Here is a 12,741-nt window from a genome sequence, read left to right as displayed (position 1 = left end):
GGCGCTGGATCGGGCGGGCCTGCAACCCGAAGCGGGCGACCTGTGCGGAGCCGACGCCCTGTTGGCCCTGCCGGCCGCCGCCGTCGCCCATGTCCCGCGCGTGCTGGTGTCTTCGCCCGCGCGCGAGGATGACCTGGCGCCCTGGTCAGAGTGCGTTCGGCGCCGCCTGGGCCTTCCGACCGAGCCGCGAACCGACATCCTGGGCGCCGACATCCCTGGCGCGGTGCGCGTGCGCCGCCCGGCGCCGCAGGTGAGCGCGGCCATCATCATCCCCACGCGAGACGCGCTGGACCTTCTGCGGCCCTGCGTGGACAGCGTGCTGGCGCACGCCGCATCAAACAGCGTCCAAGCCGAAATCCTGATCATCGACCACGAGAGTCGAGAGCCGGAGACCCTGGCCTACCTGTCGGAACTGGCCGCCGGCGGTCACGCTCGCATCCTGCCCCACCAAGGCGAGTTCAATTGGGCGCTGATGAACAATCTGGCGGCGGCTCAGACGGAGGCCGACGTTCTCATCTTTCTGAACAACGACACCGTCGTGCTGAGCCCGGACTGGCTGGACGAACTCGCCGCACAGGCGATGCGGCCCGAGGTCGGCGTGGTCGGGTGCCGCCTGGTCTATGGCGACGGGGCGATCCAGCATGCAGGCTTCGTAGCGCGCGAACAGCGAGAGGGCTTTCTGGTCCATGAGGGCGTCGGGGCGCCCGGGAGCGATCCCGGCTACCTGGGCCGCCACGGCCTGCTGCGTTCGGCCGTCGCCGTGACCGGCGCCTGCATGGCCGTGCGGGCGGAGACCTTTCGGCGCCTGGGCGGGTTCGACGCGGCCAGTTTCCCGGTCGAAGGCAACGACGTGGACCTGTGTCTGCGGGCCCAGGCCGAGGGGCTCCGCGTGCTCTACGATCCCTACGCCACCCTCTACCACCTGGAATCGCGGACGCGGGGTTTCAACACCGATCCGGAGCGTCAGGCGCGCGCAGACGCCGCTTCCGCCATCCTGTGGGCGCGCTGGGGCGAGCGTTTTGGACGCGACCCCGGCTTCAATCCGCACTTCGACCGCACCCTGCGCCCGTTCTCACGCCTTCGGCCGCCGCCTGCTCGCGCTTGAGCCGAGGCCGGAGTCGGGCCTAGAAGCGTTCTCCAGATCAGGAGCCTTCATATGCGCCCCACCCTGTCCGCCGCCTGTTGCGCCTTGGCGCTGGCCGTCCTTCCCGTTGCGGCCCACGCGCAGTCCGAACCTTCGCCGACCACGAGCGAGGCCTCGGCTCCCGCCGCGGCCGAGAAGTCGCCGGAGGAGCAGGCCATCGAAGCCAAGGCGACCGCCCTGCGCGACGGGCTGGTGCGGATGCAGGACGAACTGGTCGCGGCTTGGCCGGACGGCGACAAGGAGGCCATCATCGCGCCCTATCGGGTTCAGGCGGACGATCTGGCCGCCTCGGCCGAGGCCTTCCTCAATGCGCGAGCCGACGCTGCGGCCGATGCCGAGGCCGCGCAGGCGCTCAGGGACGAGGCGGTCAACAACGGGGCCAAGATCCGCGCCATGCCTGATCTAATCGCCCGCACCGTGCTGCACGCCCTGGCGAACCCTCGCCCCGCGCCCGATGCTCAGCCCGCGCCCCAGGCCCCGCCCGAGACGCCGGTTCAATAGGGCGCCGACCGCTGAGCTGGCGAAGGCCTATTGGTCCTCGTCGAACTTTCGGGCGACCAGGTCGGACAGGGCGGCGAGGGCCTCCCGCGCATCCGGTCCTTCCGCCGCGACATCGATTTCGCAGCCGATCCCCGCGCCGAGCATCAGCAAGCCCATGATCGAGCGGGCGTCCACCGTCACGCCGTCGCGCGAGACCTTGATCTCACTGTCGAAGCTGGACGCCAGCTTGACGAACTTGGCCGAGGCGCGGGCGTGCAGGCCGCGCGCATTGCAGATGTTCAGCGTGGTCGAGGTGCTCATTTGTCGCCCGCGAGCACCCACGAGGCGACCGAGATGTATTTGCGCCCGGCGTCCTGCGCATGGGCCACGCAGGCCTCCAGCGTCTCGCGTCCGCGAACGCTGGCCAGCTTGATCAGCATGGGCAGGTTCAGGCCGGCGATGACCTCGGCGCGGGTCTGCTCCATCACCGATATGGCCAGGTTCGACGGCGTGCCGCCGAACATGTCGGTCAGCAGGATGACGCCCTCGCCGTCGTCCACGGCGGCGGCGGCGTCGACGATGTCGCGGCGGCGCCGCTCCATGTCATCCTCCGGGCCGATGCAGATGGCCGCGACGCCGCGCTGCGGGCCGACCACGTGCTCCATCGCCGAAAGGAACTCAGAGGCCAGGCCCCCGTGGGTGACGATGACCAGACCGATCATAAGGACTTCACTCGCATCCCCGTCCCGAAGCGTCGTCCCCGGACGTTCCCCCGACCGAGTGGGAGTCCGGCCGCGTCCGATCGGAACCGCAAGGCGGCTGTCATAGACCCGTTGCGCGCGGGTTCAAACCCTTTCCAGGGCCGCTGCGACCATCTCGACCGCCGACGCGGGCCGCGGATCCAATGCCAGAACCGGCGTCTCGATGCCCGCGAAACGCCGGAACTGCGGCTCGGGCAGGCGTTCGACGGCCTCGGGAACCAGGGCGACGGCGAGCACGACGCGGCTGACCTGACGTGTCGCGGCGGACACGATTCCGACCCCGCGCGCCTCGATCCGACCCGCGATCCGCTCCGGCGCCGTCGCATAGAGGGCGCCGCCCGAAGCCCACATCCGGGTGTAGTCGTCGCTGACCAGCCGCCAGCCCCGCCCGATCAACCGCAGCGCCAGGTCGCTCTTTCCCGCCCCCGACGGCCCCAGTATCGCCACGCCGGCCCATTCGCCCCGGCGCCGGATCGCGACGGTCGAGGCATGGACGGGCGGATCGCCGATCATGGCCGTCGCCCGACGCCGGGCAGGGCGATCTCGAAACGGGCGCCCATGACGCGGTCAGTCTCGTCCCTGCGGTTCTCCGCCCAGACGCGCCCGCCGTGCGCCTCCACGATCTGTCGCACAATCGACAGGCCCAACCCGGAGTTCGAGCCGAACGCCGCCCCCTTGGGCCGGGATGTGTAGAAGCGCTCGAACACCGTCTCCAGATTGTCGGGCGGTATGCCGGGGCCGTCATCCTCGACCCGGATGCGGACCGGCAGCTCGTCTTCCATATCCTGCAGCGTCACGGCGACGGCGCCGCCGGGCGGGCTGAAGGACCGGGCGTTGTCGATCAGGTTGCGCACCACCTGGCCCAGCGGCCCGTCGCGCCCCATGACCCGCATGGCGGCCTCGGTCGTCGTCAGCACCACCGGGATGTCGCCCGGCTTGGCGGTGGTCTCGTAAACACCGACGATATCGGCGATCAGCCGGTTCATGTCGACCGGACGAGGGCGGTCGCGCGACAGTTCGGCGTCCAGTCGCGAGGCGTTGGAAATGTCGGTGATGAGCCGGTCCAGACGACGCACGTCCTGCTGCAGCAGGGCCGTCAGCCGGTCGCGCTGATCTTCCGTCTTGACCAGGGGCAAGGTCTCCAGCGCCGAACGGATCGACGTCAGCGGATTCTTGATCTCGTGCGACACGTCCGCGGCGAACCGCTCGATCGCGTCCATCCGCGTGGACAGGGTGTCGGTCATCGACTCCAGCGAGCGGGCCAAGTCGCCGATTTCGTCGCGCCGCTCCTCCAGGTCGGGCAGCGAGATGGCGCGCGCCCGCTGCAGCTTGACCTGATCCGCCGCCGCCGACAGGCGAAGGATCGGCCGCGCCACGAACAGGTGGAGCAGCAATGACGCCAGCAGGTTGACCCCCAGCGCCACCAGGGCGAAGGGCACCAGGGCGCCGCGCTGCGCCGCAAGGATTTCGTCGACGTTGCCGGCTTCCAGCGTCAGCACGCCGAGAACCTGACGCACGTGCCGGATGGGCAGGGAAACGGAAACCACCCGCTCCCCCTCCTCGTTGCGCCGTACTGTGGCCTGGGGTTCGCCCGCCAGCGCGCGTTCAACCTCGGCCTGGACCTGACGATCCGACTCCTCGGTCAAGGCCTGCTGGCGGGCCGCGCGCTTGTCCAGCCCCTTCGGCGGCGGCGACCCCGCCGGGCGCGCCGCCGGCAACGGTTCGCCGGGAATGTTCTCCGTCACCTGATAGCTGTCGATCAGCGGCAGGCCGTTGATGTCGTACAGCCGGACCCGCTGACCCTGCGGTACGAAATTGTCCCGTAGCCAGGCCGAGGCCTCGTACGGGTCCAGTTCCGGGCTGGGGATGCCGCGGCTGATGCCCAGTTCGCCCAGCACATTGGCCAGAAGCTCGGCCTGGACTGTGAGGGATTCCTGGCGGGCCTGGACCAGCCCTCGGTTCCACTCGTTCAACGCCAGCGCCCCGCCGAACAGAATTAGCAGGCTGAGGAGGTTCAGCGCCAGGATGAAGCCGCCCAGCCGCGACCCGCCGAAGCGGAACCGCGGCCGGCGGGGCGTCGTGTCGTCCTCGGGCTCTCGCCCGGAGGGATCAGCTTTCGCGGTAGCGGTAGCCGACGCCATACAGGGTCTCGATCGCGTCGAACTCGGGATCAACCACGCGGAACTTCTTGCGCATCCGCTTCACGTGGCTGTCGATGGTGCGGTCGTCGACATAGACCTGATCGTCGTAGGCGGCGTCCATCAGGTTGTCGCGGCTCTTCACGAAGCCGGGACGCTGGGCCAGGGCCTGAAGAAGAAGAAACTCGGTAACGGTCAGCTTGACCGGCTTTCCGTCCCAGGTGCTCTCGTGGCGCGCCGGGTCCATGGTCAGCTTGCCGCGCTTGATCGCCTTGCCGGAAATGTCGGCCGACGGCTCGGCCTCGCCGCCGTCGGCGCCGGTCCGACGCAGCAGCGCCTTGACCCGTTCGATCAGCAGGCGCTGGCTGAAGGGCTTGTGGATATAGTCGTCCGCGCCGAGGTTGAACCCCAGGATCTCGTCGATCTCCTCGTCCTTGGAGGTCAGCATGATGACCGGAATCTGCGAGGTCTGACGCAGGCGACGCAGCACCTCCATCCCATCCATGCGCGGCATCTTGACGTCGAGGATGGCCAGGTCCGGCGGCGTGCTCTCCAGGGCCGCCAGCCCGGAGGCGCCGTCGTGGTAGGCGGTGATCTTGTGACCGTGGCTTTCCAGCGCCAGCGAAACGGAGGCCACGATGTTCTCGTCGTCGTCGACCAGAGTGATGTTCGCCAAGGGCCTTATCTCCTGAACTTTCCCGTTCCCGCGAGCGAGAACGCACGACAAGCGTAACCGTTCGATCGCGTTGACATTAGGGCGATCTCAGATGGGCCGCCAGCCGGTGGTTTTCAACGCATAAGCCGCCTTCGACCGACGGACCGCCGCATTTCCCGCCCGCAAACCTCGCCTTAAAGCCTTGTGACGCAGTCTGGGATCATGGCCGGCCCCATCCATTACGAAGTCTATGTCCGCAAGACCGCGCCCTCGGCCTGGTCGCTGCTGATCGCCACCGAGAACCGCAAGCACGCCATAGAGACGGCCGAGGACCAGATGGCCGACCGGCTGGCCGCCGCGGTGCGGGTCTGCAAGGAGACGATGGACCCGGACACGATGGAGTTCAGCAGCCTGACCATTCTGGAGCTTGGCGCGCCCGAGCCGAAGAAGAAGAAGGTCGCCGAGTCCACGCCGCGACCGGCCTGCGGCAGTCCGGCCGAGCTTTACGCTCCCCATGCGCGCGGCCTGATCGGCCGCGTCCTGGACGAGTGGTTGCGCCGGCAGGGCGTCACCGCCTTCGAACTGCTGCATCGCCCTGATCTGGCCGAGCGGTTGGAGGCGTCAGGCGTGGAGCTTCAGCACGCCATTCAGAAGGTCGCCGTGCCCGAGAGCCAGGCCACGGGCCAGGACCTGCACGGCATGATGCGCCACTATCAGAAGCTCTCGGAGCAGACGATCGCCCAGCTTCTGAAGGCGGGACGCGCGGGGCTCTTTCCCGACCTGGCGGAGCGTTCGGTCGCCGACCTGGCGCATCGGCTGGGCGGCGCGCCGGATCGGGCCTTCGTCATGGGCGGAGCGGTCGCCGGTCATCTCAGGGCCTGCAGGGGCGCCAGGGAAAGACTGGACCGGTTGATGGACCTGATCGAGGCCGCCCCGCCGGACGGGCCGCCGCGCGCCTTGGTCGTGGTTGCGGTTGAACAGATCGCCGCCGAGATGCTGGCCGTGCGCGCCAATCTTTCGGAGATTCTGGGACCGGCGCTGGACCAGGGGGCCAATCTGGCGGCCGTGGTTCGCATGGTGGCGCCGCGAGAGGTCGACGCCCTGCTGTCGCGCGACCCGCGCATGGCGCTGATGACGCCGACCATCGAAGGACCGGCCGCACGGCTGGGACAGCGGCTGTCGGCGGGCGAATTCCCGCTGCTGGCGGCGACCCTGGCGCGGATGGTGCTGCGCGAACTGTCCAGTTCGCGCCGGCTGCGGCCCAACGATCCGGAAGGTGAGATCGACATCCTGCGCGTGCTGGCCATGACCCTGACGGCCGCTTCGACCCGGCTGCTGTCGCTGGACGAGGTGCAGACCGCCTTTGTCGAGCGCTCCAAGGCCTTGGTCACGGCCGACTTCGTGGCCGCCTACGTCAAGGACTGTCCCACCGTCCTGGCGGAGGCCGAACATCTGACCCGGCTGTGCGAGAATGTCACCGGCGGCGCCAACAAGCGGGCGGCCGCGCGCTGGCTGGAGGCCTGCGTGACGTCCCTGCGGTTCGAGACCGAAATGCGCCAGGCGACGCCGGGCGGCGCCAGCCCGTCGCAGAAGCTGGCGGTCCTGGCGCGGTTGCAACGTTCGGTGAAGGCGGCCCAACTGGGCGAGTTGGAGCAGCGTCAGATTCATGAAGCCATCGGCGTCGTCGGCGGCGCACTGGAGGCCGATGTCGGCTTGACCGCCCAGATCGCACGCGCCGCCGTCGGGCCGGTTCAGAAGCTGACCGCCCTGCTGCGGCTCGCCGTGGGCGAGGCCGCCCCGATGGGTCCCGCGGCCGATCGCGCCAAGGCCGAGGCCGGCCGGCTTCTTCGCGCCCCCGCTACACGCGCCGCCCTGGACGACGCGCCCGAGCAGGTCGCGGCCCTGCGCGGCCTGATGCAGTCCGCCGGCGTCGCCGCCTGACGAGGGCGTCAGTCGAAGATGTCGAAGATGCTGTCGCGCTTCTTTTTCTTGTAGCGATAGCCGTCGTCCCGATAACGGTCGTCCTTGTAGCGCCGGTCGTCTCGGTAGGGCTGATCGCCGCCCCAAGGCGAGGTCTGAGGCTGGACGGGCGGGGCGTAGGGTTGGGCCGCCGGCGCGGAGGCGCGGCCTTCCTCGGTCGCCGAAGCCATCAGCTTTTCCAGCTCGCCGCGATCCAGCCAGACGCCCCGGCAGGTCGGGCACATGTCGAACTGCACGCCGCCGCGCTCCAGGGTCTGCATGGCGGCGTTGTCGTTGGGGCACATCAGAAGCGGCATCGGGCGTCCTCGACGTCGAAAGGGATCGGGGCGCCGGCGCGGTCCTTAGGGGAAGGCAGGGCGCTGAGACCCAACCGCGCGCGGCGCTCCCGAGCGGTCCGACATCACGCCGCACCCGTCCGAGAGAGGGAAGGAGGTCCCGGATCGGCAACGGCGCCAGAGGGGCCCGTCCCGCATCTCCAAGCTAGGCGCCCGCCGCCCCGCCCGCCATGCGTCGCGGCGCCACAGGACCTTGGTCGAGGCAAGGGGTCAGCAGACCTGGCCGGCGGCCCAGCCCGACGACCAGGCCCATTGGAAATTGTAGCCGCCCAGCCAGCCGGTCACATCGACCGCCTCGCCGATGAAGAAGAGGCCCGAAACGGCCCTGGCCTGCATCGTCTGCTGGTCCAGGGCGGCGGTGTCGATCCCGCCCAAGGTCACCTCCGCGGTGCGATACCCTTCCGACCCCACGGGCTTGACGCTCCAGGCGTTGATCGCCTGGTCCAGCCGCTGCAGCACCTTGTCCGAGATGTCGGCGAGATTTCCCGACACGCCCTCGCGCGCGCAGACGTATTCGGCCAATCGACGCGGCACGATGTGGGCCAGCGCCGTGTGCACCGCCTGGCGGCCATTCTCGGTCCGCGCGGCCTTCAGCGCCGCGAACACGTCCAGACCCGGCGCCATCGACGCGACGACGGCCTCGCCCTCGCGCCAGTAGGAGCTGATCTGGAGGATGGCCGGTCCGCTGAGACCCCGGTGGGTGAACAGCATCGCCTCGTCGAAGCGGGCCTTGCGCCACTTATCGGTCGGCGCGGAGGCGACCCGGGCGTCCACGGACACCCCGGCCAGGGGCGCCAAGGTCTCCAGCAGGCCCGCCTCGAAGGTCAGGGGAACCAGGGCCGGCCGGGTCTCGGTGACGCGGATGTCGAACCGGCGCGCGACCTCATAGGCCCAGCCGGTCGCGCCCATCTTGGGGATGGACTTGCCGCCGGTGGCCACAATCAGCGACGCGGCCGCGATCTCGGACCCGTCGGACAGGCCGACCGACCAGCCGTCGCCGGATCGCGACAGCCGATCCACACTGGTCTTCATCCGCAGATCGACCGCCGCCTCGGCCATGTCGTCGGTCAGCATGGCCACGACCTGCTTGGCGCTGTGGTCGCAGAACAGCTGACCCAGCGTCTTCTCGTGCCAGGCGATCCCAGCCCCATCGACGCGCTTGACGAAGTCGTGCTGGGTGAACCGCCGCAGGGCAGAGGTCGCGAACCGGGGATTCTCGCCCAGGAAATTCGCCGGTCCGCAGCCCAGGTTGGTGAAGTTGCAGCGCCCGCCGCCCGAGATGCGGATCTTCTCGCCGGGCCGGGCCGCGTGGTCGACCACCAGAACCCGGCGGCCGCGCCGGCCGGCCTCAATCGCGCACATCATGCCGGCGGCGCCGGCCCCGACCACCAGGACGTCGAACGACGCCCGGCTCACGAGACCGGCTCCGGACGACGCGCCTTAGTAGCGGTAGTGTTCGGGCTTGAACGGCCCTTCGACCGGCACGGAAATGTAATCGGCCTGTTCCTTGTTCAGCACGGTCAGCTTGGCGCCCAGCTTGCCTAGGTGCAGGGCCGCGACCTTTTCGTCGAGGCGCTTGGGCAGGGTGTAGACCTTGGTCTCATAGGCCGACTTGTTGGTCCAGAGCTCGATCTGGGCCAGCGTCTGGTTGGTGAAGGACGCCGACATCACGAAGGACGGGTGGCCCGTGGCGTTGCCCAAGTTCACCAGGCGGCCCTGCGACAGCAGGATGATCTTGTTGCCGTCCGGGAACTCGACATGGTCGACCTGGGGCTTGATCTCGTCCCACTTGAAGTTCCGCAGGCCCGCGACCTGAATCTCGGAATCGAAGTGGCCGATGTTGCAGACGATGGCGTTGTTGCGCATCCGGCGCATGTGATCGACGGTGATCACGTCCTTGTTGCCGGTGGCGGTGACGAAGATGTCGGCCTTGTCGCAGACGTCGTCCAGGGTCTGGACGTCATAGCCTTCCATCGCCGCCTGCAGGGCGCAGATCGGGTCGATCTCGGTCACGATCACGCGGGCCCCGCCCTGGCGCAAGCTCGCGGCCGAGCCCTTGCCCACGTCGCCATAGCCGCAGACCACCGCCACCTTGCCCGACAGCATGACGTCGGTGCCGCGACGGATGGCGTCGACCAGCGATTCCCGGCAGCCGTACAGGTTGTCGAACTTGGACTTGGTGACGCTGTCGTTGACGTTGATGGCCGGGAACGGCAGCTCGCCGCGTTCCGACATCTGATACAGGCGGTGGACGCCCGTCGTGGTCTCTTCCGACACGCCGCCGATGGCGTCGCGGATGGCCGAATAGAAGCCGGGCTTTTCCTTCAGGTAACGCTTCATCACCTTGAAGAGGGCTTCCTCCTCTTCGTTCTGCGGATTGTCGAGAACGCTGGCGTCCTTCTCGGCCTTGGGGCCCAGCACGCACAGCAGGGTCGCGTCGCCGCCGTCGTCAAGGATCAGGTTCGGATAGCCGCCGTCCGCCCATTCGAAGATCTTGTGGGCGTAGTCCCAGTACTCTTCCAGCGTCTCGCCCTTGATCGCGAAGACCGGCGTGCCGGCGGCGGCGATGGCGGCGGCGGCGTGGTCCTGGGTCGAGAAGATGTTGCACGAGGCCCAGCGCACTTCCGCGCCCAGGGCCTCCAGCGTCTGGATCAGCACCGCCGTCTGGATGGTCATGTGCAGGCTGCCGGCGATACGGGCGCCCTTAAGCGGTTGATCGGCGCCGAACTCGTCGCGCAGGGCCATCAGACCGGGCATTTCGGTCTCGGCGATGGCGATTTCCTTCTTGCCCCAGTCGGCCAGGCCGATGTCGCGGATGATGTAGTCGGTCATGGCTGGACTCCCGGCCGTTCGAGCTTCGTGTGGCCGCCCTATAGCCCGCCGCCGCCCGTCGGGCAACGAAGGCATAAGGATATCCTTATGCGATGCCGCCCCAACCTTAACCGTACTTAAAATCCTTCCTTCTATGCGGGCATTCGCCGTGACGGGGGCGTCCGGCCGATTTCAGTGAGCGTCCGCATGACCCAATCCCTTGACCAGCGCGCCGCCTTCGCCGGCCTGTCCGCGCGCGGTCCCGCCTACGCCGCCTTGGGCGCCTTGATCCGCGAGGCCCTGCCCCGGGCGCTGGACGCCTTCTATGATCGGGTGCGCGCAACGCCCGAGACCCGGCGCTTCTTCCGCGATGAGACCCATGTGCAGGGCGCCAAGTCCGCCCAGGTCGGCCACTGGGACGCCATCGTCGCCGGCCGCATCGACGCCGACTACGCCGACGCCGTCACCGCCATCGGTCGCACCCACGCCCGCATCGGGCTGGAGCCGCGATGGTACATCGGCGGATACGGCGTGGTGATGGCCGAGCTGATCCGCGCCGTCGCCAGCCGTCCCCGGCCGCGCTTCGCCGGTGCGGCCCACGATCGTCAGACGGCCGAAGGTCTGGCCGAGTTGAACCAGCGGGTGATGCTGGACATGGACCTGGCGATCTCCACCTACCTGGACGCGCTCCAGGCCGAACGGAATCGCGCCGCCGCCGCCAAGGCCGAGGCCGATGCGCGCCAGGAGGCGGTGGTCGCCGCACTGGGCCAGGCGCTCAAGACCTTGGCGGGCGGCGACCTGACGGCCCGCATCGACCAGGAATTTCCACCCGAGTACCGGGCGCTGCAGCACGACTTCAACGCCGCCTCTGACAGCCTGCGCCGCGCCTTCGGCGCCGTAGCCGACAGCGTCGCCTCCGTCCGTACCGGCTCCGAGGAGTTGGCTGCCGCCTCCGACGATTTGGCCAGCCGCACCGAGCGCCAGGCGGCCGGGCTGGAACGCACCGCCGCCACCGCCGACGAGATCGCCGAGGCGGTGTCGCAAACCGCGGGCGGTGCCCAGGACACCGCCGAGGCCGTGGCCGAGGTGCGCCGAGATGTCGCCGACGGCGGCCAGGTGGTTCACAAGACCACCGAGGCCATGGCCGCCATCCGCGATTCCTCGGTCGAGATCGGCCGGTTCACCTCCCTGATCGACGAGATCGCCTTCCAGACCAACCTTCTGGCGCTGAACGCCGGGGTCGAGGCCGCCCGCGCGGGCGAGGCCGGTCGCGGCTTCGCTGTGGTGGCCCAGGAAGTGCGCGCCCTGGCCCAGCGCTCGGCGGAGGCTTCGGGCGAAATCCGCACCCTGATCGCCACCTCCGCTGAACAGGTCGCCCGTGGCGTCGCCCTGGTCCAGCGGGCGGGCGAATCCCTGGACCGCATCGGCGGCCGCGTCGCCGCCGTGGACGACCTGGCCGGGGGGATGGCCGCCGCCGCCCGCCAGCAGGCCGACCGTCTGGCCGAAGTCCGCCAGGCGCTGAGTCAGCTGGACGAGATCACCCAGCAGAACGCCGCCATGACCGAGCAGGCAACGGCCGCCAGCCGCCAGCTGGCCGGCGAGGCCGAGACCCTGGCGCGCCAGGTCGACGCCTTCAGGCTGAAGCCCGCGACACGGGCCGGCTGGGTCCAGGCCGCATGAGGCGTTTCTTAACAGCGGCGCGCTAGGGTCGGCGGATGGATCGTCGCGCCCTCATCGGCCTCGTCGCCGTCGCCCTGCCCCCCGCCGCCCTGGCCCCCGCCGCTGCGAAGGCGTCATCCGGGGGCGCGCCGGCGTCGTCCGACAGCTATTTCCGCCTTCCCGTCGTGACCGCCAGCCTGCTGTTCGCCAATGGGAGGCGCGGCGTGCTGTCGGTCGAGACCGGACTGGACGTCCCGGACGCCGCGCTGCGGACGCGGGCGCAACAGTCCCAGCCCCGCCTGCGCGCCGCCTTCAACACCGCGGCCCAGCGCTTCGCCAACAGCCTTCGCCCCGGCATGGCGCCCAACGTCGACCAACTGGCGGCCGAACTTCAGGCCGCCGCGAACGCCACCCTGGGCCGCCAGGGCGCCCGCGTGCTGCTGGGCACGGTGATGGCGGTCTAAAGGAACGAATAGGGGTCGACGTCGACGGTCAGACGCACCGAACCGGGGACCTTCACGCGGCCCAGCCAGGCGCGCAGGAAGGCCTGGACATCCACGTCGCGATCGGCCCGCACCAGCAGGCGTTTGCGGCGTCGCCCCCGCACCAGGGCCAGGGGCGCGTCGGCGGGACCATAGACCTCCAGCCGCTCAGCGTTGGGGATGGCCTGGGCCAGATCGGCGGCGACCCTGTCCACCGCTGCGGCGTTCTCGCTGGACAGGATGATCGCGGCCAAGCGGCCGTAAGGCGGCAGGGCGGCGATCTCGCGCTCGGCCAT

At 69.6% G+C, this 12,741-nt stretch carries 13 protein-coding genes and 1 pseudogene; 5 read left to right on the top strand and 9 right to left on the bottom strand.

What is annotated here, in order from left to right; genetic code table 11:
• Together B2U11_RS08605 and B2U11_RS08600 are read left to right on the top strand one after the other, a co-directional pair.
• Positions 1-1,105: glycosyltransferase (locus tag B2U11_RS08605; protein WP_292071113.1), on the top strand; the 1,105-nt coding region annotated here is incomplete at its 5' end.
• Positions 1,106-1,156: 51 nt separating this feature from the next.
• Positions 1,157-1,645, top strand: coding sequence for a hypothetical protein (locus B2U11_RS08600; protein WP_292071111.1), 489 nt, complete (start codon positions 1,157-1,159; stop codon positions 1,643-1,645).
• 27 nt (positions 1,646-1,672) lie between these two features.
• Here B2U11_RS08600 and B2U11_RS08595 read toward each other — a convergent pair whose 3' ends face one another.
• From B2U11_RS08595 to B2U11_RS08575, 5 genes are all read right to left on the bottom strand, one after another.
• Positions 1,673-1,945: an HPr family phosphocarrier protein gene (locus B2U11_RS08595; RefSeq protein WP_292071109.1), complete on the bottom strand. Its 273-nt coding sequence runs from the start codon at positions 1,943-1,945 to the stop codon at positions 1,673-1,675.
• A complete protein-coding gene (locus B2U11_RS08590) occupies positions 1,942-2,346 on the bottom strand; it encodes a PTS sugar transporter subunit IIA (protein WP_292071107.1) in 405 nt (134 codons plus the stop codon). Before B2U11_RS08590 ends, B2U11_RS08595 begins: the two co-directional genes overlap by 4 nt.
• A 123-nt stretch (positions 2,347-2,469) precedes the next feature.
• A complete protein-coding gene (locus B2U11_RS08585) occupies positions 2,470-2,898 on the bottom strand; it encodes an HPr kinase/phosphorylase (protein ID WP_292071105.1) in 429 nt (142 codons plus the stop codon).
• A complete protein-coding gene (locus B2U11_RS08580; RefSeq protein ID WP_292071103.1) occupies positions 2,895-4,526 on the bottom strand; it encodes an ATP-binding protein in 1,632 nt (543 codons plus the stop codon). The genes B2U11_RS08585 and B2U11_RS08580 overlap by 4 nt, the downstream gene beginning before the upstream one ends.
• Positions 4,495-5,199, bottom strand: a complete 705-nt coding sequence (locus tag B2U11_RS08575) for a response regulator transcription factor (RefSeq protein ID WP_292071101.1) — start codon at positions 5,197-5,199, stop codon at positions 4,495-4,497. Before B2U11_RS08575 ends, B2U11_RS08580 begins: the two co-directional genes overlap by 32 nt.
• A gap of 201 nt (positions 5,200-5,400) precedes the next feature.
• Here B2U11_RS08575 and B2U11_RS08570 point away from each other — a divergent pair, with 201 nt between their 5' ends.
• On the top strand, positions 5,401-7,119 hold the full coding sequence (locus B2U11_RS08570; RefSeq protein ID WP_292071100.1) for a hypothetical protein: 1,719 nt from the start codon (positions 5,401-5,403) through the stop codon (positions 7,117-7,119).
• An 8-nt stretch (positions 7,120-7,127) separates the two neighbouring features.
• Here B2U11_RS08570 and B2U11_RS08565 read toward each other — a convergent pair whose 3' ends face one another.
• The 3 genes from B2U11_RS08565 to ahcY form a co-directional block, all read right to left on the bottom strand.
• Entirely contained in the window at positions 7,128-7,454 is a 327-nt protein-coding gene (locus B2U11_RS08565; protein ID WP_292071098.1) for a zf-TFIIB domain-containing protein, read from the bottom strand.
• Positions 7,455-7,703: 249 nt separating this feature from the next.
• Positions 7,704-8,909 (bottom strand): NAD(P)/FAD-dependent oxidoreductase, encoded by a 1,206-nt coding sequence (locus B2U11_RS08560; RefSeq protein WP_292071097.1) that lies wholly within the window; start codon positions 8,907-8,909, stop codon positions 7,704-7,706.
• A 24-nt stretch (positions 8,910-8,933) separates the two neighbouring features.
• Positions 8,934-10,325, bottom strand: coding sequence for an adenosylhomocysteinase (gene ahcY, locus B2U11_RS08555; protein ID WP_292071095.1), 1,392 nt, complete (start codon positions 10,323-10,325; stop codon positions 8,934-8,936).
• Between the two features lie 186 nt (positions 10,326-10,511).
• Here ahcY and B2U11_RS08550 point away from each other — a divergent pair, with 186 nt between their 5' ends.
• Positions 10,512-11,984, top strand: a complete 1,473-nt coding sequence (locus B2U11_RS08550) for a methyl-accepting chemotaxis protein (RefSeq protein WP_292071094.1) — start codon at positions 10,512-10,514, stop codon at positions 11,982-11,984.
• A 35-nt stretch (positions 11,985-12,019) separates the two neighbouring features.
• Positions 12,020-12,427 (top strand): Tat pathway signal protein, encoded by a 408-nt coding sequence (locus tag B2U11_RS08545; RefSeq protein ID WP_292071092.1) that lies wholly within the window; start codon positions 12,020-12,022, stop codon positions 12,425-12,427.
• On the opposite strand, the pseudogene B2U11_RS08540 reads toward B2U11_RS08545, so the two are convergent.
• A pseudogene (locus B2U11_RS08540) lies at positions 12,424-12,741 on the bottom strand (primosomal protein N'); the annotation flags it as partial. The gene B2U11_RS08545 and the pseudogene B2U11_RS08540 overlap by 4 nt on opposite strands.

It is taken from the genome of Brevundimonas sp. UBA7534 (assembly GCF_002479325.1).
In the GTDB taxonomy this organism is placed as follows: Bacteria; Pseudomonadota; Alphaproteobacteria; order Caulobacterales; family Caulobacteraceae; genus Brevundimonas.
The sequence above is the reverse complement of the archived record's forward strand: the minus strand, read 5'-3'. Positions and strand labels throughout refer to the sequence as shown.